The 23662-nt window shown below is 70.5% G+C and carries 19 protein-coding genes, 1 tRNA gene and 6 pseudogenes; 9 read left to right on the top strand and 17 right to left on the bottom strand.

The genetic code is table 11. The features are described 5' to 3' along the window. A pseudogene (locus UK82_RS01490) lies at positions 1-266 on the bottom strand (transposase); the annotation flags it as partial. A gap of 559 nt (positions 267-825) precedes the next feature. Further along, a complete protein-coding gene (locus UK82_RS01485; RefSeq protein WP_236705344.1) occupies positions 826-1203 on the bottom strand; it encodes a hypothetical protein in 378 nt (125 codons plus the stop codon). Between the two features lie 986 nt (positions 1204-2189). Between UK82_RS01485 and UK82_RS01480 the strand changes: the two genes are divergently transcribed. Further along, on the top strand, positions 2190-2678 hold the full coding sequence (locus tag UK82_RS01480) for a winged helix-turn-helix domain-containing protein (RefSeq protein WP_055406058.1): 489 nt from the start codon (positions 2190-2192) through the stop codon (positions 2676-2678). A 137-nt stretch (positions 2679-2815) separates the two neighbouring features. Next, on the top strand, positions 2816-3325 hold the full coding sequence (locus UK82_RS01475; RefSeq protein WP_396230431.1) for a transposase: 510 nt from the start codon (positions 2816-2818) through the stop codon (positions 3323-3325). A gap of 105 nt (positions 3326-3430) precedes the next feature. On the opposite strand, the gene UK82_RS01470 is transcribed toward UK82_RS01475, so the two are convergent. Continuing rightward, entirely contained in the window at positions 3431-3691 is a 261-nt protein-coding gene (locus UK82_RS01470) for a hypothetical protein (protein ID WP_236705343.1), read from the bottom strand. A gap of 243 nt (positions 3692-3934) precedes the next feature. On the opposite strand from UK82_RS01470, the gene UK82_RS01465 reads away from it, so the two are divergent. The 3 genes and pseudogenes from UK82_RS01465 to UK82_RS34910 all read left to right on the top strand — a co-directional run. Then, positions 3935-4768, top strand: a complete 834-nt coding sequence (locus tag UK82_RS01465) for a helix-turn-helix domain-containing protein (RefSeq protein WP_055406088.1) — start codon at positions 3935-3937, stop codon at positions 4766-4768. Positions 4769-4897: 129 nt separating this feature from the next. Next, the gene (locus UK82_RS01460; protein WP_055406057.1) at positions 4898-5590 is read left to right on the top strand and encodes an SDR family NAD(P)-dependent oxidoreductase; all 693 of its coding nucleotides are present in this window, start codon (positions 4898-4900) and stop codon (positions 5588-5590) included. Between the two features lie 739 nt (positions 5591-6329). After that, positions 6330-6917: pseudogene (locus UK82_RS34910) on the top strand (IS6 family transposase); the annotation flags it as partial. Positions 6918-7278: 361 nt separating this feature from the next. On the opposite strand, the pseudogene UK82_RS42205 reads toward UK82_RS34910, so the two are convergent. The 6 genes and pseudogenes from UK82_RS42205 to UK82_RS01430 all read right to left on the bottom strand — a co-directional run. Continuing rightward, positions 7279-7709: pseudogene (locus UK82_RS42205) on the bottom strand (alpha/beta hydrolase); the annotation flags it as partial. Between the two features lies 1 nt (position 7710). Next, positions 7711-7989: alpha/beta fold hydrolase (locus tag UK82_RS34905; RefSeq protein WP_236705342.1), on the bottom strand; the 279-nt coding region annotated here is incomplete at its 3' end. 517 nt (positions 7990-8506) lie between these two features. Continuing rightward, a partial coding sequence (locus UK82_RS42200) for an RNA polymerase sigma factor (RefSeq protein WP_396230432.1) occupies positions 8507-9050 on the bottom strand: 544 nt, incomplete at its 3' end. 199 nt (positions 9051-9249) lie between these two features. Continuing rightward, positions 9250-10458 (bottom strand): acyl-CoA dehydrogenase family protein, encoded by a 1209-nt coding sequence (locus UK82_RS01440; protein ID WP_055406054.1) that lies wholly within the window; start codon positions 10456-10458, stop codon positions 9250-9252. 204 nt (positions 10459-10662) lie between these two features. After that, a pseudogene (locus UK82_RS01435) lies at positions 10663-11286 on the bottom strand (acyl-CoA dehydrogenase family protein); the annotation flags it as partial. A gap of 580 nt (positions 11287-11866) precedes the next feature. Further along, positions 11867-12187, bottom strand: coding sequence for a helix-turn-helix transcriptional regulator (locus tag UK82_RS01430; protein ID WP_055406052.1), 321 nt, complete (start codon positions 12185-12187; stop codon positions 11867-11869). 54 nt (positions 12188-12241) lie between these two features. Between UK82_RS01430 and UK82_RS01425 the strand changes: the two genes are divergently transcribed. Together UK82_RS01425 and UK82_RS01420 are read left to right on the top strand one after the other, a co-directional pair. Further along, positions 12242-13006: an oxidoreductase gene (locus UK82_RS01425; protein ID WP_201784150.1), complete on the top strand. Its 765-nt coding sequence runs from the start codon at positions 12242-12244 to the stop codon at positions 13004-13006. A gap of 31 nt (positions 13007-13037) precedes the next feature. Beyond that, entirely contained in the window at positions 13038-13727 is a 690-nt protein-coding gene (locus UK82_RS01420; protein WP_055406051.1) for an SDR family oxidoreductase, read from the top strand. Between the two features lie 518 nt (positions 13728-14245). On the opposite strand, the gene UK82_RS01415 is transcribed toward UK82_RS01420, so the two are convergent. From UK82_RS01415 to UK82_RS34895, 5 genes and pseudogenes are all read right to left on the bottom strand, one after another. Then, positions 14246-14318 (bottom strand) — tRNA-Glu (locus UK82_RS01415). A 118-nt stretch (positions 14319-14436) separates the two neighbouring features. Beyond that, positions 14437-15363 (bottom strand): hypothetical protein, encoded by a 927-nt coding sequence (locus UK82_RS01410; RefSeq protein ID WP_055406050.1) that lies wholly within the window; start codon positions 15361-15363, stop codon positions 14437-14439. Positions 15364-15840: 477 nt separating this feature from the next. After that, the gene (gene bldC, locus UK82_RS01405) at positions 15841-16047 is read right to left on the bottom strand and encodes a developmental transcriptional regulator BldC (protein WP_009741343.1); all 207 of its coding nucleotides are present in this window, start codon (positions 16045-16047) and stop codon (positions 15841-15843) included. Positions 16048-16199: 152 nt separating this feature from the next. Then, a pseudogene (locus UK82_RS34900) lies at positions 16200-16591 on the bottom strand (hypothetical protein); the annotation flags it as partial. 1 nt (position 16592) lies between these two features. Beyond that, positions 16593-17030 (bottom strand): annotated as a pseudogene (locus UK82_RS34895) (hypothetical protein); the annotation flags it as partial. Between the two features lie 315 nt (positions 17031-17345). Here UK82_RS34895 and UK82_RS01395 point away from each other — a divergent pair. Beyond that, positions 17346-18416, top strand: coding sequence for a Glu/Leu/Phe/Val dehydrogenase dimerization domain-containing protein (locus UK82_RS01395; protein ID WP_044885472.1), 1071 nt, complete (start codon positions 17346-17348; stop codon positions 18414-18416). Between the two features lie 373 nt (positions 18417-18789). Then, the gene (locus UK82_RS01390) at positions 18790-18996 is read left to right on the top strand and encodes a DUF3073 domain-containing protein (RefSeq protein ID WP_011601395.1); all 207 of its coding nucleotides are present in this window, start codon (positions 18790-18792) and stop codon (positions 18994-18996) included. Positions 18997-19507: 511 nt separating this feature from the next. Here UK82_RS01390 and purM read toward each other — a convergent pair. The 3 genes from purM to UK82_RS01375 all read right to left on the bottom strand — a co-directional run bounded on the left by purM (position 19508) and on the right by UK82_RS01375 (position 23606). Continuing rightward, the gene (gene purM / locus UK82_RS01385) at positions 19508-20800 is read right to left on the bottom strand and encodes a phosphoribosylformylglycinamidine cyclo-ligase (RefSeq protein WP_082121899.1); all 1293 of its coding nucleotides are present in this window, start codon (positions 20798-20800) and stop codon (positions 19508-19510) included. Continuing rightward, positions 20797-22566, bottom strand: coding sequence for an amidophosphoribosyltransferase (purF, locus tag UK82_RS01380; protein ID WP_044885471.1), 1770 nt, complete (start codon positions 22564-22566; stop codon positions 20797-20799). Before purF ends, purM begins: the two co-directional genes overlap by 4 nt. 227 nt (positions 22567-22793) lie before the next feature. Then, a complete protein-coding gene (locus tag UK82_RS01375) occupies positions 22794-23606 on the bottom strand; it encodes a sterol carrier family protein (protein WP_055406085.1) in 813 nt (270 codons plus the stop codon). Positions 23607-23662: the final 56 nt, after the last annotated feature.

Genomic DNA, 23662 nt, shown 5'->3' with positions numbered 1-23662 from the left:
ACTTGTCGGTCACTGATGGCGTTGCGCGAAGAAGGCGGTCGCTTTTGAGAGGAACTCGCGCTCCATCCGGAGTTCCCGGTTCTCCTTCTCCAGCTCCTTCAACCGTGCGCGGTCGGACATCGAAAGTGGCTCTTCTTCGCCCTGGTGGGTCCGACGCCAGGTGGCCACCCAGCTCCCCAAGGTTCCCTCGTTGATACCGAGATCCTTCGCGATCGCCGATACCGGCCGACCCGAATCGATGACGAGTTTCACGGCCTCGTCCTTGTNCTCGGGCGTGTACCGCCTCCGCGACTGACTCATTGATCTCCTCCGCTCACGGATCAATTATCCCACATAGGGATCACTGTCCGAAGAACGGGGACCACCTCACTGCTCCACCCCGGCCTGGCCTGGCAACACGGCATCGTGGAGGGCCCGGCGATGCTCGCCCGCGGCGGCCGATTCGATCTGATCTACTCTGCCGGCGACTGGCACAGCCCCGACTACGTCACCGCGACCGCCGCCCGCGCCGGGCCGCTCGGACCCTGCACCGCGACACCGAACCCTTCCTGCGCACCGGGAACGCGGGTGTCGGGCCGGGCGGAGCCGAACCGTTCGTCGATGCCGAGGGGAACTGGTGGCTCGCCTTTCTTCACACGTGGAACCGGAAAGATCCCGCATCCTCGCCCCACGCCGGCCGCCAACTCGTCCTGGGCCCGCTGCCACCGTCGGGCCCGCCAGCCATGTACGCCGCACCCCACGTGCGCATCGGCCGCACGGTGACCGGACTCGATGCGGCTGGGTGGATGCGCGGATCGACGCCCTCCGCGCCGGCCGGCTGACGGATCAGCCGGCACAGGCCCAGCTGATCGAGCCAGCGAGGGTGGGTCCGGCGGTCGTGCTCGCGCTGAACGACATGGAGCCGCCCGCCGAGGCGATGTCGACGGTCGCTGGGACCGCGTCGATCGCGTAACGGCCGGAATCCGGCGCGACGACGGACACCGTGATCACAGCCGGGTAGCTGCCAGGGCCGTTGTAGCCGATGACCCGGACGCTCTGCGACACCGTCCTGCCGTTGACGGTCGTGGTCCCGGACTCGACGTAGCGCCGCGCGGTGGACTGGCAGCTGACGGCCGTGGAGGCATGGCCAGCAACAGCGACCGGAGAGGTGATGTCGACGGCCAGGGACCCAGGACCGCCTGCGCCCGCACTTCCCGGTGGCATGGATGACCGCGTCGGGGCGGCACTGGCGACGACCGCGGCGTCTGCCGCAGTCGGAAAGGTCGTCGCAGTCGCAGTCGCAGGCTGCGCTGTCGAGTCGGTGGCGGCTCGACAGGCGGTGGCCCCAAGCCCGATGAGGAGGGTCATCGCGAGCGCCGGCAAACACCGGAAGGACCGCGGGAGTTGCCAGCCGGCGGATCGCCTGTCGTCGTCCGCCGTGACGCCCCATTGGACGGTCTGATCTCGTTGGTCCACTCGGTTTCCTTCCAAGAACGGCGTTGTCCGGGTCGATCGTGTGCTGGTGGTGCTGTCAGCGAGGAACCGTGCTGCGATCCTGCAGCCTTGTGCTGGTCCGGGGACTGCCGGTCAGCCAGCCGGTGCCGGGACGACCGGCCGAGCGACGGCGCCGGAAGGTGCGGAGTGGTGAGAGGACGAGCTGCCGGTCGGTGTGCGGGCGCATCAGCCGCCTTTCGCTGGTTCCTGGTGGAAAAACGCCGGCCGCTGTCAATCGAGCCGTCCGGGTTCCTCGCGAGGTCGCTGCGAACCCCAGAGCGCGCCGTTCGGAGGACGGTCGGCATGAGGAACATCTCGTCGTCGCGCATCATCACCGACCAGAGCGCGGCGGAGCCCAACCTTCTCCAAGCCTCGATGGGACCTGCCTCCAGTCCGACATCCACACTCCCGTCCTCGGTCAACTCCGTCCGCGGCAGTCTTTGACGCGATCGTGTGAAAGGCATGTGGCCGCGGCCGGAAAGAGCCCAACGGAGAGAAAAGAACCTAGAGGGAAAAGGTGACCTGTCCGGTCAGGTGACCTGTCCGGTCAGGTGACCGCAGTGGGCGCCCCGGCTGCCAGGCGGCTTCGACGCCTGGTTCGGCTGCTGGTTGTGGTGTGGCGGTGACCTGTTACAGGTCTTGAATGGTCAGGGTCTCTTTGATCACATCCGGTCTGTCCGGGTATGAGCTGACCGCGTTCTGGTCTTACCGCAGGCATGAGGTATGCGGATGGTGGTGGGTTAACGGCGCCGGGTCGTGCCCGTCGGGAAGCGGTCCGGCTGCAGGCCGCGGACCTGTTCGCCCACGGGGTCGATCCGGTCGAGGTGGCCGGGCGGCTGCGGGTGAGCACGAAGTCGGCCTACCAGTGGAAGCGGCGCTGGCAGGCCGGCGGCGAGACGGCACTGGCCTCACGGGGACCGAGCGGGGCGTCGTGCCGGCTCTCGGAGCGTCAGCTCGACCGGCTGCACGCGGAACTGGCCCGGGGCCCGGCCGTGCACGGCTGGGCCGACCAGCGGTGGACCCTGGCCCGGGTCACCACGATGATCGGCCGGCTGTTCGGTGTCCGTTACACCCTGCGCGGCACCTCCTATCTGCTGCACCGCCTGGGCTACAGCCCCCAGGTCCCCGCCCGCCGCGCCACCGAACGCGACGAGGAGAAGATCACCGCGTGGCGGGCCGAGACCTGGGCGAAGGTACGAGGCTAGCGGCGACGACCGGCGCGTGGATCGTCTTCGAGGACGAAGCCGGACAGAGCCTGCGACCCCCGAAGGCCCGGACCTGGGCCCCCCAGGGCCACACCCCCGTCGTGCGGGTGTCCGGCTCAATCCCAGCCCGGCGGCGTATGGCCCCTGGCCACACCCCCGTCGTGCGGGTGTCCGGGAAAGGCTCAGGACGGGTGTCGATGGCCGCGGTGGTCTGCTACCGGCCCGGCCAGCGGCCCCGGCTGTTCTACCGGGTCCTGGCCCACCACGGCCGCAAAGGTGAGCGTCGCAGCTTCTCCGAAGACGACTACGCCACCCTGATCGTCGCCGCGCACCACCAGCTGAACGCTCCGATCATCCTGTGCTGGGACAACCTCAACACCCACCACAGCGCCGCCATGCGGACGTTCCTCACCGCGCACCCCGACTGGCTCACCGTGGTCCGCCTACCCGCCTACGCCCCCGACCTCAACCCGGTCGAAGGACTCTGGGCGCATGTCAAACGCGACCTGGGCAACCACACCCGCCCCACCATCGACCAGCTCACCACCACGATCAAGACCCTGCTCACACGCATCCAGTACCGGCCCGACCTCATCGCCGGCTTCCTCGGCCAAACCGACCTGGCCCTCAACCCGCACCCCCCGTAACCAGACCCCGACCATTCAAGATCTGTAGCCGTTCGATCAGTGCGATGATCTCCGTGCTGACCGGCAGCCGTCCGGTCCGGTGCGGATAGGTCCATTTCTTTGTGATCAGACGGCGGTGCCACCGCAGGACCGTCCCGGGAGTGTCAGCCGGTGGGTCCGCAGCGTCGTGGGCAGGAGCCTGATGAGGGCGGCGAGGACCGCCCGGTCGGCCCAGTCCCACCGGGGCTTGGGCTGGGTACGGCGCAGCACCGCGACCTCGTGCCGCAGCACGAGCAACTCGACGTTCTTGGACGCCGATGAACGACCGAGCAGGGCCAGCCACCCGCACTCCCGCATGAAGATCAGGTAGAGCAGGCGCATGGACATAGCTGACCATCATGCTGCCGGCCCCGTGGCAGCGCATCGCCCCAGGCCACAGACCCAGGCCGACTTTTGGCACCCCACAGGATCCAGAACCGTGACGACACGGAGACCTCCGACGGGCCGACCGGCGACAGCGGCGAGAACCGCGACGGCTGAGTCCGGCCATCCGGCTCGGCGGGAGCCACGGGGCTTGGTGGTATACGGCGTACCACCCCGCGGTGCGCTGAGTGACGGAGGATGGGGTTCATGAATCAACTCGGTGCAGCGCTGCGGGCGTGGCGCGATCGCCTGGACCCTGCGGCGGTGGGGTTCGCGCACGGCTCGCCTCGTCGGGTTCCCGGCCTGCGGCGTGCGGAGCTTGCCATGCTGGCCGGCATTTCGGTCGAGTACGTGGTGCAGCTGGAGCAGGGGCGGGTACCGACGCCCTCGGCGCAGGTCTGCTCCGCGCTGGCTCGCGCTCTACATCTGTCCGACGACGAGCATGCCCACCTGCTGCGTATGGCCGGTCACGCTGCGGACCCCCGCCGGGTCCCGCGAATCGTCCCGGGAAGCCTATACCGGATCGTGGACCAGCTCGCCGGCAACCCACTGGCGATCTACGACGCCACCTGGCAATTGTTGCACTGGAATCCGCTGTTCGCGGCCACGTTCGGTGATCCCACGGCTCAGAGCATGGCAGACCGCAACGTTCTGGTGTGGCAGTTGCTGGGTGAGCTGCCGCGGGTGCGGCAGAGTTCGGACGAGCGGGCGGCGTTTGAGGAGTCCCTCGTCGCCGATCTGCGCGCGACGACAAGCCGATACCCTGACGATCCCGACCTCGCGGCACTGATTGCGAGGTTGAGCAGCAGTCCACGGTTCCGCCAGCTGTGGAGGCGCCGATCGGTGGGCGGCCATGAGAGCTCGCACAAACTCGTCGAGCACCCGGAGGCTGGAGATATCGCCTTGAGCTCCGATGTACTGACCACCCAAGGGTCGAGCCTGCGCCTCGTGGTGTACACCCCGCAGCCGGACACCGACGCCCGCAGCAAACTTGACTTCCTGGCTGCCGTCGGTGTCCAGACGATGTCCTCTCAGGAATGAGAGGGGACCATGTGGGTGGTACGCGTTGTACCAGGAAGTTCCGTAGCTCCCGCCCGGGCTTCGCGGGCTCCAGTGTTGGTTCCGTGAACAGCGCACAACGAAGCTGTTCGAACCCCTGAGGAGCCTGGCATGACCACCACTTTCATCACCGGGGCCAACAGGTCCCTCGGCCTCGAGACCGCCCGCCGCCTCGTCGAGGCGGGGCACACCGTTCTCCTCGGTGCCCGCGATCTCGAGCGCGGCCGGGCCGCGGCCGAGTCGCTGGGTGCCCGGGTAGTCCAGATCGACGTGACCGACGACGCCTCGGTCGAGGCCGCCGCCGACGACGTCACCGCGCACGAGGGATCGATCGACGTCCTCATCAACAACGCCGGCGTCCTCGGCCGGGTCGGTCCCGTCGAGGAGTACACCGCGGCCGACGTGAGCGCCGTCCTCGACGTGAACGTCATCGGGATCGTGCGCGTCACGCACGCGTTCCTCCCGCTGCTGCGCAAGTCGTCGAACCCCGTCATCGTCAACGTGTCCAGCGGAATGGGCTCCTTCGGCATGACCCAGGACCCGGCACGGGTCGAGTCGCAGTACGCCCTGCCCCTGTACTCCGCATCGAAAGCCGCGGTCACGATGCTCACGACCCAGTACGCCAAGGAACTGAAGGACGTGAAGGTCAACGCCGCCGACCCCGGCCAGACCGCCACCGACTTCACTGGCGGCCTTGGACACAGCGTCGCCCAGGGCACCGAGTCCATCGTGACCCTCGCGACAATCGGTCCGGATGGGCCCACCGGACAGTTCATCGACCGCTCCGGGAACCTCCCGTGGTGACCTTGTCCTGAACCCGCGGAGCCCCGAGGAGGCCTGCTGGTAGTAAGCAGCACGAAAACGCCCTGCCTGGGCTGCCACGGGACCGCGGCTCGTCGTGCTCACGCCGCCNACCAGCGAGGGAGTGCTCGATCTTCCCGATCGCTGGACGGGCGTCTACGACCGGTCCCTGCTCGAGCGCACCTCGACCCTGCTGGCCCAGCGAGCGTCCGGCACGATCTCGATTCCCGAGGACGTGCAGGAGCTGGTCGAGGAGGTCTACGACGAGACGTTCTCCGCCGACCTCAGCGAANCCGAACTGGCCCGGCGCGTGGAGGACGAGGTCCGCTACAGCATCGCCGAGCAGGCGGTGATCCCGACATCGAAGAGCGCGATCCCCCTCGCGACGCTGACCAGCAGCGACCTTGTGGAGGACAAGGTCAGCACCCGACTCNGCGTCGAATCCGTCCGCGTGATCTGCTGCTTCGTCGACGCGAACGGGAACCATTGGCTCGACCATGCCCGACGGCAACCCCTACCCAGGCGAGGCAGCCGTCCGGACGGCTCGTTCACCACCGCTGACGTCCGCGCAATCCTCGCCCACACCATCCCCGTCGCCGAAGGAGAGTGGTACCGACGCAGGCAGCAGGACGCCGCGACGCTCCCGACGCGATGGGCCGACCACACAGCGCTCCGCGGCCTCCCCCTGCTGCCTCACCCCATCAGCGACGCCGACAACATCCGGCCAGCCGAAGTCGGCAGGGAACTTCTCGCCGAACGCGGCATCGAGGTCGATCACGTGACCGTGTACGGGTGGGTGCAGCGCTTCACGCCCCTGCTCGCCGAGGCGGCCCGGCCATGCCGGCACCGGCCGGGCGACAGGTGGTTTGTGGATGAGACGTCCGTGAAGGTCGCCGGCCGCTGGACCTCCCTGTACCGGGCCGTCGACCAACACGGCCAGGTCATCGACGTCTTGGCCGGCACCCGCCGCGACCAGGCCACCGCCCGACGGTTCTTCACCCGAGCCCTGTCCCACGGCCGCGGTCCCGTCGAGGTGACCACCGACCGCGCCGCCGTCTACCCGCGGGTCCTCGACGAACAGCTCCCCGCCGTCTGCCACATCGATACCGCCCGGGCGAACAACCGGATCGAATCCGATCACAGCCGGCTCAAAGCCCGGCTGCGACCGATGCGCGGGCTGAAACGCCTGCGCTCCGCCCAGACGATCAGCGCAGGGCATGCGCTGATCCAGAACATCCGTCGCGGACACTACGAACTCGGCACCGGCACCGATACCGACCCACGGTTGCGGCTGACGGCTGCGTTCGACGAGCTTGCCCTCGCGATCTGATCATCGGCTCGGCAGGGACAGCCATGTCCTGCCGCCGCAAGGCAACAGACCCCCGCAACTCCCGCGTCGTCCTGCCGCTTGCCCGCGCCCTGCCGGACCGGTTCGCGGTCGTCCAGGTCGTCGTGGTCACCCGGAGTCCCGCCGAGGTCCTCGGACTGGTCGCCTACGTCCGCCGTGTGCCGCGGCTGCTCCGGCCATCCGATTCCGGGCCCGTTTCACCGTCAGTCGATTGGGCGGCGGCCTGGGCTCGGCCGGGGTGCAACAGAGCCGGTCTGGCCGGTCTGGCCGGTCCGGTGGTGCGGAGCCAGGGGACCGGATCTGTGGGTCAACAACACGGTCCCCGGCGTGCCCGAGACCGCGGTTAGACCGTCAGGAGCGCCTCCGTGACTTCGTCCGGATGCGTCAGCATCGACTCGTGGCCGCCGGGCACCATCACGGGCGACAGCCCCAGCCGGGCAGCGAACTCCGCCCCAGGCCGGGCCAACGCACGGTCGTCCTCGCTGAGGACGTAGGCCGCTGAAATACCGGCAGCGGTGACGTCCGGGACGTCGAGAGAGTCCAGGAAGTACCCACCGGGCTGTGGCACAAGCAGCTCGAAGAACAGGCTCCGGACCTGTTCGGACTGATCCGGGAGCAGAAGCGGAAGCTGTTCCGGGACTACGGAGACGCTCCCGTCGGGCGAGGCGTCGATCGCCGTCCGGAGCATGATCGAGTATTCGTCGTTCTCGTCGATCAACGGCACTCCCCGCGCCGGAACCAGGGCGTTGTAGTAGATGACCTTCGAGACGCGATNGGCCACCCTGTGCGCGGCACCGGTGATGGGATAGCCGCCCCAGCTGTGACCCACCAGCGTGACGTCGTCCAGACCGCGTTCCTCGATCTCACGCACGACGTGCGTGACGGCATCGGACAGGCGAAGTCCGATCCGGGAGTCGCCGTCCGCCAGGCCGGGCGGGGTCAGGGTGACGGCCGGATGTCCCGCCGCGCGCAGCCGCCGGGCCACCGGCTGCCAGGACCATCCGCCCTGCCAGGCTCCGGGAACAAGCACGAACGTCGAGGAGATTCGAGTCATGTCGCTGCTGCCTCTCTACGGCTGACCAGGACGTCGGCGTCGCCGAACCCGCGAGGATCCGAAGACCGCCACTCCGCAAGATGCGTCGCGATCCGAAAAAGTTCGCCAACCCGGAAAAATTGTTGGAGGAGGTCAGGAGGGGACGCCAGCAGGGGATGCCGGGCATCAGGTTCGGCAGTCGCGCACGGGCGACAGCCCGGTCAGGAGTCGCTTCGCGGGTCGTGGAACTGGCGAAAGCGAGACACTCGTCCGCCCTCGAGAAAGAGCAACCAGGAGGTCCGCGGCGGGCAGTGGCCGGGATCGACGGCCGGGTTGAGCACGTCGATCTCCCAGATGACGATCTCCCGGCTGGCGATGACTCCGGCGAGACGCTGCCGGACACCGGCGGCCATCGCGCTGTCCATCACCTGGACCATGGGAGCGATGCCGCGCGTGCGCCTTCCGTCGGCCCAGATGGTCTCGACGGCGGGATGCCACGTCTGTCCCAGCACCTGACCGAAGCTGCCCTGCGGCCCCNCCGACAGGGTCTGCTCCGCTTCCTGCCAGCGCGCGGCTGTGAGGGCCGTCATATCCTGATGGGGAGAGGATGCGCCGGTCAGCAGCTCCTGTGACAGCTTCGCCCGAGCCGTGCTCAGCCGGCTGCGAACCGTGCCCACCGGCACACCACACATCGCGGCGATCTGCTCATACGTCATCGCATCAGTGAAGTAGCGCAGCATTGTCACGAGTCGCAGCGGCGGCGACAGCTGCTCCATCGCATGCCACACCCAGTCCCGGGCGGCGTGACGTTCGAGCGTCTGCGACGGATCACTCTCGCTCCCGCGAAGCGATTCGTCGGCGAGGCCACCGATCGGCACCGGCGTGCGCGTCCGCAGTTGCATCCGGCAGCAGTTGCGGACGATCGTCTTCAGCCACGGCCCGACCGCGCCGGGATCTCGCAGGTCCTTGATCCGGCTCAGGGCCAGGAACATGGCGTCCTGGACCGCGTCCTCCGCCTCCGCCGAGCGGCCAAGCACCGCCAGCGCGACGGCCATCATCTCGCCCCGATGCCGCGCGAGCAGTTGCCCCAGACTCGGGACGTCACCCGCCCGCGCCAGNCGAACCAGCTCGTGATCCACCTGGACATCGACTACCACAGAACCCCTGAAATCAGGCATATAGGTATGTTCTCACCCGGAACATCGGGCCTGCTGAAAGACATCACGGGCCGATACCGAGGACGACACCGCCCTGCTCGCTGTCCGCCTCGGCTGACCCTGCTCACAGCATCAGCAGCACCGGGTCCGCCAGGTCGAACAGAAGCCGGCCGTACTCCTCGGGGACGATGTGCGGCATCAGGTAGGGGTGCCTGGTGCCCACCGCCACGTCCCGCCAGAAGCGCTGCAGCGGGTTGTCCTGGGCGAATCCGCTCGCGCCATGCAGGTCGAGGAGCTTCTCCATCGCCCCGCGGAGCTCCTGCGCCGCGGTCGTCAGGTCCATCCGCAGGTCCGCGCGTCGCCGCGGCGGCAACTGCTCATCCGGACCGAGGGCATCGACCACATCCGCGACCCGCAACGTGCGCCGGGTGGCGGAGTCGACCAGGAAGGTCGCCTCCGTGAACCAGTACCGGGCGAGTGGGGAGTCGACCAGCCGCTGGTAGATGGTACCGAATGGGGCCCGAGGCCCGGCGAACATCTCCTCGACGACGTCCAGTGCACCCCGCGCCGCCCCGAGGACGGGAGCCAGCACGCCCATCCCCGCACCGAACACGACCTTGGCGGGCAGGCCGCCGCGGGCGGGCGGCCCGCCCGGTGCCGCGGAAGCGTCCCCCGGTGGGGGCGGGGGGAAGGCCACCCTGGCGGTCGGTACGAACACGTCGTCCGCGACCAGGGTGTGGCTGCTCGTCCCGGCCAGGCCGACTGCCTGCCAGCTCCGCTCGATGGTGAGCTCAACGGTGGGCACGAGCGCCGGGCAGACCGTCGCCGGACCGTCGTCGGCGAGCACGGGAACTATCACCACCGCCCACGTGGCGACTTCTGAGCTGGACGCCATCCGCCACCGTCCGGTGATGCGCAGGCCGCCGGGTACCCGGTGGCCGCTGCTGCCGACCATGACACCGGACGAGGAGACAATCGCGTCTGGATCGGCGAAGAGCTCGTGGCGCGCCTCGTCGGGCAGGACGGTGCCGGCCATCATCTTCGCGCCGGCGGAGAACGCGGTGACCCACGCGGTCGACGGACACCCCCGGCCGAGCTCGGCGACGACGCCGACGAAGGTACGCAGATCGACGTCGAGGCCGCCGGCGTCCCGCGGGACGGTGAGCGCGAACAGTCCGGCCTGGCGGACCGCGGCCACGCTCTCCGGCGCCGGTCGTAGATCGCGTTCCGTCCGGGCGGCGTGCTCCGACAGGGTCGGCACCGCCGCGCGGGCACGCTCCAGCAGGGCGTCGGCGTCTCCGAGTTGGTGGGCAGGAAGAGCATCCACGATCATGGAATCGTCCTTCGGCGCGCGGACATATTTATACATTTCGGACTATATTTCCCCAATAGTAGTCGTCAGCTTGCGGAGCGGATCGAACCACCGGCCACCGATCTCGCGACCACGCCACCCCTTTCTCCCGGGCGGCCGACCGCGGCGAGGCGGGTCGCCTGGTCGGGGGGATGGCAAGGCTTCCGGGTTATGGGGCCCCGCCGATCGTCCAGGGGACGAGGTGATGTCCTTGCCGAGCAGGCGGGCGATCGTCGCGCGGTGGACCTCGTCGGGGCCGTCGTAGATGCGGGCGTAGCGGGCCCGCCGGTACATCGTTTCCAGCGGTGTGTCGGGGGTGAGGCCGAGTGCGCCGTGAACCTGGACGGCCCGGTCGACGACGTCGTGCAGCAGGGCGGCACCGCGGGTCTTGACCATCCCGATCTCGATGCGGGCGGGTGAACCACGGTCGACGGCCTCCGCGGCGTTGATCAGCGCGGCCCGGTGGTAGAAGATGTCCGTTGCGGATTCGGCGATGTAACGCTGGATCTCGCCCTTGTCGATGAGGCGGGAACCGTGGGCGAAGCGTTCGTTGGCCCAGGCCACCATCAGTTCGAAGGCTCGCTGCATCTGTCCGAGCCACCGCATCGCGTGAAAGATGCGGCCGGGGCCGAGCCGCTTCTGGGCGATGACGAAGCCGTGGCCGCGCGCGCCCAGTAGGTTGGTCGCCGGTACCCGGACGTCGGTCAGGCGGATCTCGCAGTGGTCGCCCGTGACGCTGTGGCGGGTGCCGAGTGTCGGCACGCTGCGCACGACGGTGTAACCGGGGGAGTCGGTCGGCACGATGATCGCTCGACGGCCCGTTCGGCATCGGCGTAGGTACTGAAGGTGGCGACCACCTTCTGCGACCCGACCGTGCGGCCGGTCCCGTCCGCACGGTCCGTCCCCCGCTCACTGAGGAGTGAATTCGGCAACCACGGCAAGGCTGGGTCTGGACATGCGCGACCGCGCTGGTGGCCCGGGCCGCCTGCGTGTGCCTTCTTCGCTGTGCAGGATTCTTTTCCGCTTCTCCTTATGAGGGATGGACCGGATCGCGGTCAGGCCATACCCGGGCAGACCAGATGTGATCAAGCAGACCCCGAACGTTCAAGCTCTGTACCCGGACCGGACTCTCACCGGCAGGCGACGACGAACTTAAGATCATCAGAGTCGCTGGACGACAACCTCCTGATCGCTGGGCGCACGGGCTGCAGTACTAGGGACAACACCGCCGCGACAGCGGATGGTGTGTCATTGGCACGCGCACCCCGGATCCGCACCCCCTCCAAGACCTACCCGGTGACAGCGTCGTCACGCTGACCATCACTGGACGTGTCCGTGTGGGTGATCGATCGGGTGTGAGAGCGCGTATCCATCCGATCTATCCGTCGGCTCAAGCCCGCTCCGCCGCTGATGGGCGAGTCGACCGGAGGACCACGTCCAGCAGCCCCGGGAATAGCTGCTCAAGCTCGGCGCGCAGCGACACGAAGCAGCGCGTGCCCTCAGGCCGACTGAAGACGACACCGGCGCCGCGCAACGTCTTCATGTGATGGCTCAACGTCGACTGCCCGACCGGCACGACGAAGTCCGGTTGCACATGCTCCTGCCCGTCGCTGAGCACCTTCACGATCTCAAGCCGGATCGGGTCCCCCAGCGCGGACAGCACACCAGCCAGGCTGATCTGGTCGACGGAGGGATGTACGACGCGACGCATGCGTCGATGCTACGCTCACCTATCATCGACGATTATCGATTGAAGGAGCCTGTAGTGGGCGAACTCCCAGGGTCCAGGGCTCTCGTCACCGGCGGCACCCGCGGGATCGGCGCGGCGATCGCCCGGCACCTCAGCGACGCCGGCGCCCGTGTCGTCGTATCCGCTCGATCCCGCGGCGACTACGACGGACCCGGGCACTTCGTCGCAGCCGACGTCGCCACGGCGGACGGCCCCAACCAGCTCGCGGCCGAGGCGGCCACCCACCTCGGCGGCATCGACATCCTCGTTGACAACGCGGCCAGCCAAACCCGCGTTCCCGACGGCGTCCTGGCGATGACCGACGCCGACTGGCTCACCGACCTCAACGGCAGCCTGCTGTCGGCCGTCCGGCTGGACCGCGCGGTGGTGCCCGCCATGATCGCCGCCGGTGGCGGCGCCGTCGTGCACATCGGCTCCAACGCGGCCCGGCTACCGCAGCCGGCGGCGCTCGCGTACGCCTCGGCCAAGGCCGCGCTGGCCACATACAGCAAAGGGCTCGCCAACGAGGTCGGCCGCCACAACGTGCGGGTCAACCTGGTCTCACCCGGCGTGATCGAGACCTCCGCCCTCGCCGCCCGGCTCCAGACCCTCGCCGACGAAGCCGGCACCGACCTCGACACCGCACGCCGACAGTTCATGACCACCTTCAACGTCCCACTCCAACGCCCCGGCACCGCCGACGACGTCGCCGCGCTCGTCACCTTCCTCGTCTCCCCCGCCGCCAGCTACCTGACCGGCACCAACCATGTGATCGACGGCGGACTGCTCCCCACCGTCTGAACACCCGACGACCGGTACCGGAGAAATACTCATGAGCACCATCGCCATTGTCGGGGCCGGCCCCGGACTGGGCCGCTCCATCGCCCGGCGGTTCGGCGCGAAGGGCTTCCGCGTCGCGCTCGTCTCCCGCAACCAGAACAACCTCGACCGGCTCGTCGACGACCTCGCAACCGACGGCATCCAGGCGCACGGCTTCGCCGCCGACGTCACCGACCGCGCAACGCTGGCCAGCGCACTCTCCGCCGCGAAGGACCTGCTCGGTCCGATCGACGTCCTGGAGTACTCGCCGGCGCCGCCGGATGCGCAGACGGCCGGGCTGACACCCGTGGACGCGGTCAGTCTGACCGTCGAGAGCGTTCAGCCGCAGATCGAGTACTACCTGTATGGCGCGATCACCGCTGTCCGCCAGGTGCTGCCCGACATGCTCGCCCGGGGTGCGGGCACGATCCTGGTCAGCACCGGCGCCTCGTCCGGGCCCGTGATCCACCCGCCGTTCGCCAACATCGCCGCGGCCAGCGGCGCGCTACGCAACTGGGTGCTCAATCTCCACGCCGCGCTCGCCCCGCAGGGGGTCCACGCCGCACATGTCGCCATCGCCGCCTGGATCGGGCAGGGCGGACCGAAATCTCAGCCCTCTACCATCGCCGAGACGTACTGGGACCTTTACAACAACCGCAGCGAGCCCGAACGCTTCTATCTCGACGAAGAGATGACAATATGACCGGCCGCCTCGAGGGCAGAACCCCACGATCACCGGAGTTTCCTCGCTTGGTGTCGGCGAGGCGTCCGTNAGCCCACCGTTTCGATCTGTCTCCATGCCTACACGCTGGTGTACGCACGGGTTGGGGCTGTCGGAGTGCCCGAGCGTCTCCGTGGTCTGTCGGGTGTCCCTCTCTCTTGTGCGCAGGCGCACAGATGCGCGGACTTTCTCCGGTTGACCTCTAGATCATGATNAGGGCTGTGTGTGTAGGAAGATGTTCCGACCCCGCGGGGATGCCTCTGTGGTCCCCTGTGCTCGGGTGTCGTGGGCCCGTCCGATGGACCGCGGGGGCCTCTCGGCGGCTTGATTTGGGCTCCCCCTCTAGGGACGAACCCGTGCGGAGCAAATACGGCATACAGGGGCATTGCGGGCACGGAAAATAATTATGCTTGAGTGATCGGCGATGGGCTGATCGTTATCGTTGCTGGTAGGAAAAGGTCTCGATCAATGACCTCGGGTAACTGATCGATCACTCTGTGTGCCCCCAACGGGATTCGAACCCGTGCTACCGCCTTGAAAGGGCGACGTCCTGGGCCGCTAGACGATGGGGGCGCGGTGACGATCACAGGCGGGGCAGAGCCGGCGCTCAGCCACGTCGTCGATCGTCTGAAGCACTGCAAGCATAGGGGATGGCCAGGGTGGCCGACAAACCCGTCCGCGCTGGGTCCGGTCAGTGGCTGCCGGCGGCGTGGGCACGCAGGGCCGGGCGCGGGTCGGCCCACCGGTAGCGAGAGTGGAAGAACGCGCGCACCGGCCGGCCGCCGATCGCGATCGAGTGGGAGATGCGCACCCTGCCGGGGGCACCGCCTGCGCTGGCGAGATCGAAGGACATCGTGACGTCGTCGGCCCGCTCGAGCGGGGTGTTCGGGTCGTAGACGCGCAGGGTCACCGCCATGTCGACCTGGTCGTAGGCGTAGGCCAGGACCTGATGGTTCAGGCCGAGTTGCAGGGGATCCGCCGAGTGGACGGTGATGACGCCGACCGGGGCGAGCCGCCCGGAGTCGAGGTCGAGCCGGATCCGCGGCCATTCGTCCGCGAGACTGCGCAGCCCCACGCCGAGGCGGCCCAGCGCGCTGCCGGGCCGTCCCGGAGCAGAGCCGGGACGATTGGGGACGGAGCCGGGACCGTCAGCGGTGGAGCCGCGGGGGTCAGCGGCAGAGCCGCAAGAGGCAGAGGCAGAACTGCGGCGGTCCGGCCGGCTCGCGCCGGGCCACCACGCGCCCCCGCGGCGCGGCTGGGGGTAGGCGTCGGCCGCTCGCATGAGGCCGTAGTAGCGGGCGACGCCGCGGGGCAGGTCGAAGCTCGCCAGCAGGCGGCGCACGAAGTAGCCGTACAGCGGGGAGCCCCGCCGGGGCGGCTCGACGTCGGGCGGCACGGCGAGGCCGGCCTCGAACAGGTCGCGCACCGCGAAGATCATGCCGCCGCACAGGCCGCGGCTGGCGTCCCCGATCCCGAGGCCCCAGGGCAGGCCGGGCAGCCGCAGGGCCAGCAGGGGCTGGACGTCGAAGCTGTTCGTGAACCGGAACGCGCTGACGCTGGGCAGGAACCCGGGCACGGCAGAGCGAACCACCCAGCTTTGGGGGCGGTCACGGTCCATGGTGCTGCCCCTCGCCCGACCCCACACCGCCTGGCAAGACCAGACGGCGGGTGCCGGTCATCAATCGGTGCACGACGCCGCCAGGCCGCGGTGGCCCCGTCCGACGTCGCCACCGCGTGCGAGGCCGGCGGACGGCCCACCGGGCCGTCCGCCGGTTCCCCAACAGGTCCACCCTGCGCCCTCCCGGTGCTCAGGTGGCCCTTGATGCGGACGTCGACGCGAACCGGACCCCGCCCGGCGGCCTCCCCGCCGGCCGGGCAGCCCGGCGTTCGGATCTTCACACTTCCTTTACGCCAGGTGGCCCGAAGGTGGGGGCCCAGACCGGCCGGCTTGTCCGGTTCTCAACCGAACGGACAGCCTTCCGAGCCTTCGGCCCTGTTCCACAAGGTCAGACCACCGACACCCTCGCACTGGCGGCGGCTGCCGCCCGGACGAGGGAAAGGAGGTGCTTCCGGCTACGCGCCAGGTCAGCGCGATCTAGATGTCGCCTCCGATGCTCGGGACCCCCTTCAGCAGGGCACGCACCTCGGCCTCCCGGTACCGGCGGTGCCCACCAAGGGTCCGAATCGACGTCAGCTTGCCGGCCTTCGCCCACCGGGTCACGGTCTTCGGGTCAACCCGAAACATCGTGGCTACCTCGGCGGGCGTCAGCAGCGGCTCGGCGTCCGGCGTTCGTGTCGTCATTGTGTTGGCCTCCCGTCACAGAGCGTCGCTCCGTCCCATACAGATCGTGCATCCTTCGGGGGCATTTCGGACATGGCACGTCAGGACCATCTGCTGACTAGTCACAGCTCGTCCGAAGCGGACGGCGACTCTCGGTTAACGGAATGCGTCGATCAGCTTGCGGATTCCCGCGCCTGCAAGGGTCTCCACCTCATCAGGACCCGTTCGTAGGCTTCGACCGCTAGGTCTGTTCGCCCACGGCGTAACGCGCTGACAGCCTCGACGATGTCCTCTACCGAGCTGTCGCGCCGAAGCATGTCATCGTCGAGCAGGTCAACTAGCCCGTCGTAGTCCAGTTCGACCCTGCTCTGCGGATGGAAGGACCCCAGCCAACGGGCCAGATCGCCGATGCCCTCGACCGCGGGGGCTTCACTCGAACCCCCCCGCAGCGTCTCCACCGCCTCCACCGCGCGGTTCGCCCGGCGCCGGGCCAGGCTCATCGTCGTCCGGTAGATCATCGACCGCTCGGCGGTGTCTCCGGTCACCAGCGACCGCTCGGCCGGGTNGAACAGCAGGAACCACGGCGGCGGGACCATCCAGGTGCACGTCTGGACGTGGACCTTCAGGCTCGGCCGGCGGGCCTTCCAACGGTCCAGCTCGATCTCGGCCGGCTCGGTGATCCGCCGCGGCAGGAACGCCTCGGCGACCCGCTCGGGCATCAGGCCGCGGAACTCCAGCGCCGCCTGCCACACCCGCAACTGGGTCGACCACGGGCAGACGAACATCAGCCCGTCGATCCACTGCACGAACGCCGACTCGTCGGCCACGTCGAGGGTCGGCCGGATGGTCGCGACCAGGGCGACGACGCGCTCCCGGCGCGAGCCGGCCCGCCGGGACGGCGGCCCCGCGGCCGCGTACCGCTGCCAGCGCCCGCGCTCGGCGGCCGGAAACGCCGCAAGCGGCTCATACACACGCAGGTACGCCGCGGGCGACACGACAGCCATCTCAGCTCCCACAGACCGCGTCCGGCCCGGGCCCCGGCCACGCGTGAGCGGCGTGCCACCCACCCCGCGGGGCGAACCCCGTCACACGCCGCAGCGCCGCGAACGACACCCACGCGGATGCCCTGGAACCTGGCATGGCTCGATCCTGGCACGTCCGCACGCAAGCCGTGCGCGCTACCGGGGCCATAGGGTTCGCCAGGACCCGGCCTACCCCGCCGCCCGCGCCCAGCCGGCCACCGACCCGCAGGTCCGCCTGGCGGACGGCGCCGCGACGGTCCAGGTCCCACGCCGGGTCCGTCCCCCAGGAGGTGCACGATGACATCGCTGTTCGGTGCCGTTCGCGACCACGAACAGGTGCTGCTGTGCTCGGACCAGCGGGCCGGGCTGCGCGCGATCATCGCGGTCTACTCGACCGCGCTGGGCCCCTCCCTCGGAGGCACCCGCTTCCACCCCTACGCCGCCGACGACGACGCGCTCGCCGACGCCCTGGCGCTGTCCCGGGCGATGGCCTACAAGGCCGCCTGCGCGGGTCTGGACCTAGGCGGCGGCAAGGCGGTCATCATCGGCGACCCCGCCCGCGACAAGTCCGAGCCGCTGCTGCGCGCCTTCGGCCGCCACATCGCCTCGCTGGGCGGGCGCTACATCACCGCCTGCGACGTCGGTACCTACGTCGACGACATGGACGTCATCGCTCGCGAGACGCGCTGGGTGACCGGGCGCTCGCCGGCCCACGGCGGGTCGGGCGACTCCGGCGTGCTGACCGCCTACGGGGTCTTCGAGGGCATGCGCGCCGCCGCCCGGCACCGGTGGGGGACGACGGACCTCGCCGGGCGCCGGGTGGGGATCAGCGGCGTCGGCAAGGTCGGCCGCCGCCTCGTCGGGCACCTGTTGGCGGATGGCGCCTCGGTGATCGCCGCGGACGTCGACCCGGCGGCCCTGGCCCGACTGCGCGCCGAGTTCCCCGCCGCGCTGACCGTGGCCGACCCCGACGAGCTGTTCGACCTTGACCTCGACGTCTACTCGCCCTGCGCGCTCGGCGGGGTGCTGGACGCCGAGACGATCGGCCGGCTGCGCGCGGAGATCGTCTGCGGCGGGGCCAACAACCAGCTCGCCACGCCCGAGATCGGCGGGCGGCTCGCCGACGCCGGGGTGCTCTACGCGCCCGACTTCGTCGTCAACGCCGGCGGACTCATCCAGGTGGCCGACGAGATCGAGGGGTACTCGCCAGAACGGGCCCGGGCCCGGGCGGCGCGGATCTTCGACACCACCGTCGAGGTCCTCCGCCTCGCCGAGGACGAGGACGTGACGCCGACGAAGGCGGCCGAACGGCTCGCCGAGCGCCGGATGGCCGAGGTGGGCCGGCTGCGGGGGCTCCTGCTGCGCTGAGTCGGACGCGCTGCGCCGGGTCATCTGTGCCGCGCCGGGTCACGTGCGCCTGCAGTGGGTGACACGGCCCGACCCCGGGCGCCGGGTCACGGCACGTCCGCGCAGGTCAGGCGATCGAGAGAATGTGACGGTGCGCACACCACGGCGTGGCGGGTCGGGTCGCCCGCGAGCCGGTGAGCGGCCCCGATTCCCCGATCGAACCCGCCGGACAGCAGGCTTCACGGAGCGCTTCCGATCGTGGACATCTTGTCCGAGGACAGGCAACTGTCGGGTTGGCGTGCCGAGAAGCCTCCGGTCCCTGTAGTCTCGGGAAGCACGAGACAGTGAGAGCACCGGGGCGGGTCCCCGTCGTCATGTTCGAGGGGGTCGAGCCATGGGGCGCGGCCGAGCTAAGGCCAAGCAGACGAAAGTCGCCCGCGAGCTCAAGTACAACTCGCCCAATATGGATCTCGACCGATTGAAGGCGGATCTGGGCGCGGGCTCGACGCGCGAGAACAACAGCGACGACGCGTATGTAGATGACGATTACGGATACGACGCTTACGCAGACGACGAGGACGACCGCCGTTCCTCCCGCTGACATAGCGTCACGTCGGTAGCCGTCCCGCCGCGGCAGGCTCACCCCGGCGGTCGTCGCCGATGGTGGCGGCCCGGGCTTCGGTCCGGGCATCCACCGCCATGTCGTGCTGCCTCCGTGCACGCGCGATGACGCTGACTGCCGTGCCCATCCTTGGGACGCGGCCGATAAGTGCAGCGTCGCCCTCGCATGCGCCCCGTCGTCGTGGCGCGCCCCGCGTTGGGCACGCAGTCGTCGGCCCGCGGCCCGTCCTCGCCTGGGCGGGCGTATCCCGCGCAGACCGATGGCTGTAGACCGGCCGCGCCGCGGCCCGATGGCCTCGCAGACCAGTGGCGCCGAGGTGGTGCTCCGGCAGTCCGCGCTGCCCGCGCGCCTCGCCCGCAGCGACACGCGCGGGCAGCCCTGGCCGGCGGACACCCGCCGGCCACTCGCTCCGGCGGGGGGCGCCCCGGGCCGGGCACCGGCCCGCCTCCGCCGACCGGCTCAGGCCGGGCGACGCCCGGCCGCGAGCGGCTCAGGCCGGGTGCCGGCCAACCAGCCGGGCCCGGGGCGTGGCGTCCGCCCCCGGCTCGCCGGCCTCCGCCGTCTCCCGCACCCTGGCCGCCCTGCCCTCGCCGGGCTCACCGCCGGGATAGGTCTCGTCGGCCACGGCACCGATCTCGCCGACGATCCACGAGGGCACCTCTCGCTCCGCGAGCAACGCGAGCGCCTCGGGGACGACGTCGGCCGGCAGTATCGCGACCATGCCGATGCCCTGGTTGAAGGTGCTCTCCATGTCCGTCTGGTCCACCGCGCCGCGCTCGGCGAGCAGGCCGAAGATCGCCGGGACCGCCCAGGACGCGCGGTCGAGGGTCGCCACCAGGCCGGCGGGAATCACCCGGGCGATGTTCGCGGCGAGGCCGCCGCCGGTGATGTGGGCGAAGGCGTGCACCTCCACCGCTGCGGCCAGGGCCAGACAGTCCCTCGCGTAGATGCGGGTCGGGGTAAGCAGGGACCGGCCGAGTGTGTCCCCCAGGGAGGGGACGTATGACCTCAGACCCGCCGCAGCGGTTTCGGAGACGCCACCGGGCTGGCCAGAATCGACAGGACCGAACAAGATGTGCCGTACGAGCGAAAAGCCGTTGGAGTGGATGCCGGATGATGCCATCGCGACCACCACGTCCCCGGGCCGGACCCGCTCCGGCCCGAGCACGCCGTCGGCCTCCACGACCCCGACCCCCGTCGCGGCCAGGTCGTAGTCGTCGCTACCCATGAGCCCGGGATGCTCCGCGGTCTCGCCGCCGACCAGCGCCGCGCCGGCCTGCTCGCACCCGGCCGCGATTCCCGAGACGATCTCGGCGATCCGCGCGGGCACCAGGGCGCCGCAGGCGATGTAGTCGAGCAGGAACAGCGGCTCGGCGCCGCAGACGACAAGATCGTCGACCACCATGGCGACCAGGTCGATGCCGACCGTGTCGTGCGTGTCGAGAGCGCGAGCGAGGGCGATCTTGGTGCCCACACCGTCCGTGGACGAGGCGAGCAGCGGCCGCCGGTAGCGCGTCGTGTCCAGGGCGAACAGGCCGGCGAACCCGCCCAGCGAGCCGACCACCTCGGGCCGCGTCGCCCGCGAGACGTGCCCGCGCATCAGCTCGACGGCCCGGTCCCCCGCGGCCACGTCGACCCCCGCGGCCCGGTACGAGGCGCCCGCGGGCGTCGAAGTGCCCGCCGACGTCGGAACGCCCGACGCTGCCGGAACGCCCGACGCTGCCGGGGCGTTCGTCGTCGCCGGGGTGGCCGGCTCGGCCGTGATCCGCTCGGCGCCGTTCATGCCGGCCTCGCCCCGGCCGGCTCGGGCCGGTGCGCGCCGCGGCGCTCCGCCGCCGACGGCGGGTCCAGGCCGGGCACGGGCGCCCGACCGTTCTCCCCTCGGGTCGGCGGTCCGTCGACCGCGCGGGACACGGGATCAGCGCCGTCGGCCAGGCCAGCGCCGTCGGCCAGGCCGACGTCATCGGCCAGGTCGACGTCATCGTGGCCGTCCGGGGACGGATCGCCCCCGTTCATGCCGAGCGTCACCTCCCGGCGCATCGCCTCGGCGATCATGTCTGCGGTCGTCTGCGCGCCGGCCATCGGCTCCAGGCGGTGCTTGCCGAGCTTGTCGGACTCGGTCAGCGGCACCGGGTAGACGCCGTCGAAGCAGGCTCGGCAGAGGGACTCGGCCGGCTGGTGGGACGCGGCGACCAGGCCCTCCAGCGAGACGTAGGCCAGTGAGTCCGCGCCGAGCGAGGCACGGATCTCCTCGACGCCGGCGTCGCTGGCGATGAGTTCGTCGCGGGTGGCGAAGTCGATGCCGTAGAAGCAGGGCCAGCGCACCGGGGGTGAGGAGATCCGGATGTGGACCTCGGCGGCGCCGGCCTCGCGCAGCATCCGGACCAGCGCCCGCTGCGTGTTCCCGCGCACGATCGAGTCGTCCACGACGACCAGGCGGCGGCCCTCGATGACGTCGCGCAGCGGGTTCAGCTTGAGCCGGATCCCGCGCTGGCGGATCGTCTGCGACGGCTGGATGAAGGTGCGGCCCACGTAGGAGTTCTTGACCAGCCCCTCCCCGAACGGGATGCCGGACTGCTCCGCGTAGCCGACGGCGGCAGGCACGCCGGACTGCGGCACCGGGATGACGAGATCCGCCTCGACGGGCGCCTCGCGGGCGAGCTGGCGGCCCACGTCGACCCGGGTGGCGTGCACCGAACGGCCGGCGATCGCCGTGTCCGGGCGGGCGAGGTAGACGTACTCGAACAGGCAGCCGTGCGGATCGGCCTGGGCGAAGGTGCGCGACCGCACGCCGGCGGCGTCGATGACGATCATCTCGCCGGGCTGGACCTCGCGGACGAAGGTCGCGCCGACGATGTCGAGCGCGGCCGTCTCGCTGGCGACGATCCACGCCCCGTCCGGGTGGTCGTCGAGCCGGCCAAGGACGAGGGGATGGATGCCGTGCGGGTCGCGGGCCGCGTAGAGGGTCGAGGCGTCCGAGAAGACCAGCGAGAAGGCGCCGGCGAGCCGGGGCAGCACGGCCATCGCCGCGTCGGCGAGGGTGGGCCCGGGATGGTCGGCGAGCATCGCGGTGATGAGGTCGGAGTCGGTGGTCGCGCGCAGCCGATCCCGCCCGGCACCGAGCCCCCGCGCAAGTTCGACGATGTTGGTGAGGTTGCCGTTGTGGCCGAGCGCGATCGGGCCGCCGAAGCTGGCCGTGCGGTAGGACGGCTGGGCGTTCTCCCAGGTGGAGGAGCCGGTCGTCGAGTACCGGGTGTGCCCCACCGCGACGTGGCCGCTCAGGCTGGACAGGGTGATCTCGTCGAAGACCTGGGCGACGAGCCCGAGCTCCTTGAACACCACGACCGTCCGGCCGTCGCCGACCGCGATGCCGGCCGCCTCCTGGCCGCGGTGCTGCAGGGCGTACAACCCGTAGTAGGCCAGGTTCGCCACGTCCTCACCGGGCGCCCAGACGCCGAAGACACCGCAGGCATCCCGGGGGCCGGGATCATCGGATAGCTCGGACCCCGCTGTGGGGATGGCGCCAATGCGGGCGGCGACGTCTGGCACCAGGACTCCTCGACTGGTCAGGGACACCGGAGAAATGCGGAGGGTTACGCGCGGGACCGCGTCCACGCCGGCCCGTCCTCACTCGTGACGAGACGTGGCGGACCGGTTCCGGCCACCGCCTCGACCGGCAGCTACCTCTCTCCACGCTAGCAGCGACGACGCACATCGGCCCTTGCCTCGCGTGCCGGCCCTTTGCCCCGCAGCCTCCCCCNCAGCCCACCCCTCCGTCACAACAGCGGCAGGTAACCGCTCAGATCGGCCCGCTCGCCGCTGGCGGAGATCCGCCCGTCGGCCACGGCGTCGCCCCACGCCAGCCGCCCCGCGCAGAGCAGGACGAACGCGACCGGCCCGGCCTCGACGACGTTCGGCGGGGTGCCGCGGGTGTGCCGGGGCCCCTCGACCACCTGGACGGCGGCGAAGGGGGGCACGCGCAGCTCCACCGTGTGCCCGGGCACCCGGTGGACGAACAGCTCGGCGAACAGCCTCGTCACCACCTTCAACGCCGGCCGCAGCGGCTCGACGCCGAGGTCGAGCCCGTGCACCACCGCCTCCACCGCCCGGGTGCGCAGGAACTCGGTCAGCAGCATCGGGCCACCCGGAGTCGCGACCACCGGGTCGCCGTCGGTGACCCGCGCCAGCGCGGCCGCTGCCGCCGATACCTCGCCCGCCAGCCCCGCGCGCGTCCCGGCCGGTCCGGTCTGCGCCGCCAGGGCCCGGGCGGTGTCCGCGATGGCCTCCGCCCGTGCCCCGGTGCCGCTGAGATAGTCGACCGCCGAGACCAGCCGCGGCGCGGTTACGGGCGCCGTGGCCGGCCCGTCCGCGGCGAACGGGGCGAGGGCCAGCGACAGCGCGGTCGCGGACCGGCCGACGTGCAGAACCAGCTCTCCGACCGTCCAACCGGGTAACACGCTCGGCGCGGCGAACGCGCCGTCCGGCAGATCGGCCACGGCGCCGGCGACACGCTCCCACTGGGGCACGACGGCCGCGGCGAGCTCGGGCAGCGCCGCCGAGGCGTCCCGGCGGCGGGTGCGGGAGGGCATCGCCCCATCCTGCCCGGTCGGCGCCGGCCCGAGCGGTGCCAGCCCGAGCGGTGCCA

Source organism: Frankia sp. ACN1ag, from assembly GCF_001414035.1.
In the GTDB taxonomy this organism is placed as follows: Bacteria; Actinomycetota; Actinomycetes; order Frankiales; family Frankiaceae; genus Frankia; species Frankia torreyi.
This window is presented reverse-complemented; position numbering and strand designations above follow the sequence as displayed.

What these genes read in the sequence shown, in the direction of transcription:
- UK82_RS01485 (WP_236705344.1), bottom strand. Translation starts at nt 1,203, where the DNA reads ATGCCACCGGGAAGTGCGGGCGCAGGCGGTCCTGGGTCCCTGGCCGTC.
- UK82_RS01480 (WP_055406058.1), top strand. Translation starts at nt 2,190, where the DNA reads ATGAGGTATGCGGATGGTGGTGGGTTAACGGCGCCGGGTCGTGCCCGT.
- UK82_RS01475 (WP_396230431.1), top strand. Translation starts at nt 2,816, where the DNA reads ATGGCCCCTGGCCACACCCCCGTCGTGCGGGTGTCCGGGAAAGGCTCA.
- UK82_RS01470 (WP_236705343.1), bottom strand. Translation starts at nt 3,691, where the DNA reads ATGTCCATGCGCCTGCTCTACCTGATCTTCATGCGGGAGTGCGGGTGG.
- UK82_RS01465 (WP_055406088.1), top strand. Translation starts at nt 3,935, where the DNA reads ATGAATCAACTCGGTGCAGCGCTGCGGGCGTGGCGCGATCGCCTGGAC.
- UK82_RS01460 (WP_055406057.1), top strand. Translation starts at nt 4,898, where the DNA reads ATGACCACCACTTTCATCACCGGGGCCAACAGGTCCCTCGGCCTCGAG.
- UK82_RS01440 (WP_055406054.1), bottom strand. Translation starts at nt 10,458, where the DNA reads ATGATCGTGGATGCTCTTCCTGCCCACCAACTCGGAGACGCCGACGCC.
- UK82_RS01430 (WP_055406052.1), bottom strand. Translation starts at nt 12,187, where the DNA reads ATGCGTCGCGTCGTACATCCCTCCGTCGACCAGATCAGCCTGGCTGGT.
- UK82_RS01420 (WP_055406051.1), top strand. Translation starts at nt 13,038, where the DNA reads ATGAGCACCATCGCCATTGTCGGGGCCGGCCCCGGACTGGGCCGCTCC.
- UK82_RS01410 (WP_055406050.1), bottom strand. Translation starts at nt 15,363, where the DNA reads ATGGACCGTGACCGCCCCCAAAGCTGGGTGGTTCGCTCTGCCGTGCCC.
- bldC (WP_009741343.1), bottom strand. Translation starts at nt 16,047, where the DNA reads ATGACGACACGAACGCCGGACGCCGAGCCGCTGCTGACGCCCGCCGAG.
- UK82_RS01395 (WP_044885472.1), top strand. Translation starts at nt 17,346, where the DNA reads ATGACATCGCTGTTCGGTGCCGTTCGCGACCACGAACAGGTGCTGCTG.
- UK82_RS01390 (WP_011601395.1), top strand. Translation starts at nt 18,790, where the DNA reads ATGGGGCGCGGCCGAGCTAAGGCCAAGCAGACGAAAGTCGCCCGCGAG.
- purM (WP_082121899.1), bottom strand. Translation starts at nt 20,800, where the DNA reads ATGAACGGCGCCGAGCGGATCACGGCCGAGCCGGCCACCCCGGCGACG.
- UK82_RS01375 (WP_055406085.1), bottom strand. Translation starts at nt 23,606, where the DNA reads ATGCCCTCCCGCACCCGCCGCCGGGACGCCTCGGCGGCGCTGCCCGAG.